This is a genomic window from Nocardia sp. NPDC058497 (assembly GCF_042720195.1).
GTDB lineage: Bacteria > Actinomycetota > Actinomycetes > Mycobacteriales > Mycobacteriaceae > Nocardia.
Map to the genome: position 1 here is coordinate 1 of NZ_JBHXMY010000875.1, position 1748 is coordinate 1748.

The 1748-nt window shown below is 64.2% G+C and carries 3 protein-coding genes; all 3 read left to right on the forward strand.

The window, feature by feature from the left end:
* Positions 1-651, forward strand: a 651-nt coding sequence (locus ACFWPJ_RS32005; protein WP_378857144.1) for a TioE family transcriptional regulator, incomplete at its 5' end; no start/stop codon positions are given.
* 185 nt (positions 652-836) lie between these two features.
* Positions 837-1121 (forward strand): helix-turn-helix domain-containing protein, encoded by a 285-nt coding sequence (locus ACFWPJ_RS32010; protein WP_378857146.1) that lies wholly within the window; start codon positions 837-839, stop codon positions 1119-1121.
* Positions 1122-1533: 412 nt separating this feature from the next.
* Positions 1534-1748, forward strand: a 215-nt coding sequence (locus ACFWPJ_RS32015) for a hypothetical protein (protein ID WP_378857148.1), incomplete at its 3' end; no start/stop codon positions are given.

A 1748-nucleotide genomic window follows, 5' to 3' on the forward strand; every position in this document is an offset into this window, starting at 1 on the left:
CACGGGCTCTCGACGCAAGCGGTCCGCAACAACGAGCAGGCGGGGTACCTCCCCGGCGCCGAGCGCACACCGAGCGGCTATAGGATCTACACCGAGGCCCACGCGGCGGCACTTCGCGCCTACCTCGCCCTGATCCCCGCCTACGGCCATGCCGCGAGCGGCCGCATCATGCTGGCCGTCAATCACGGCGAACTCGACGACGCGCTGGCCGTCATCGACGCCGGTCACCACCAGCTGCTCCGCGACCGCGCCACCCTCGACACGGTCCGCAAGGCGATCACCCACCTGACCACCCCCACCCCCCGGGCGAACGAGTCCCGAACCATCGGCGAACTCGCGCACCTGCTCGAGGTCACCCCCGCGACCCTGCGCACATGGGAAGCCGCTCGAATACTCACGCCCCCACGCGATCCCGCCACCGGATACCGCCGTTACGGCCCCGACGACATCCGCGACGCCGAACTCGCCCACCTGCTCCGCCGCGGCGGCTACCCCCTGCACCGCATCGCCCTCGTCGTCGAACAGATCCGCGACGCGGGTGGCACCGATGCGGTGACCCGGGCCCTGGACGACTGGCGCGAACGCCTCACCACCCGGGGCCTTGCCATGCTCGACGCGGCCGCCCACCTCAGCCGCTACCTGATGTTGTGAGCCGTCAATTCGGTTGCGGTAATAGCCTGGACGGGTGCCAGCCAAGGTAGCGCCCTGGAACTGACCGAGTCCGAACGCCGAACCCTGCAGGGAAGGTTGCGGCGCCGCAGCAGCGTTCGCGTGCGGAACGTGCTCGAGAGGATCCAATACCGAGATCGGCTCCCGGGTGGCTTTCACGAGAAACGGTGCGTAAGTGGCGGGTTCTGTTCCAACGCGACCGTGTCCCCGCGCTCGCCGACGAATCACGCCCTGGCACACCCCGCACGATCAGCGACGAGCAGGTCGACAAGCTGATCGCGGCAACTCTGGAATCGACTCCACCGCAAGGTGATACGCACTGGTCGACCCGGTCGATGGCCGGCTCGGCCGGGATGAGCCAGTCCGCGGTATCGCGGATCTGGCGTGCGTTCGGCTTGAAACCGCATGTCGCGCAATCCTGGAAACTGTCGACCGAACCGGCATTCGTTTAGTAAAAATAGATCCAATCACTTGACCGGACGGCGCCGATCCCGCCGCTGACGCCCACCACGCCGGCGCGTATGACCGACGACTACGTTCGTGTGTACCAAAATCGCCGACCAATCCTCGAAACCCCTCGCCGGATATATCGACTAATAACGACTCACGACACCAGGTGTACCAACCCGAAAGGTTAGGGACCACGGCTGGCTGGTGTGTCCGCCGAGCGAGCTTTCAGCGAACTCCGACCCGAGTCTTTCTATTTGATTTCATTCAGAAATTCCCTCCAAATCACGGATCGTGGGCCGACCGGAATCCGTGAGAAGTGGGACTTGACCACCTTCGGCAACGTGATAAAGTACTCGCGGCAAGTACGCACGCATCTGAGATCTAGTATCCGACTACTATTTTGAGGAGTGCACCATGCGATTCGTCAAGACAAGCACTGTCGCTCTGGCCATTGCCGCTTTGTCGATCTTCGGGGCAGGAATGGCCCAGGCCGCCACCGTCAAGGTGACCGGTCAACTGGTGGGTTGCGCATTCTCGGCTGGCGTGTCGACCGCAACGACCGCAGAATTGACAGCCAGTCTTGGCTCGACCATCACACTCTCGGCGAGCGCAGAAGCCGAGCTCGAGGC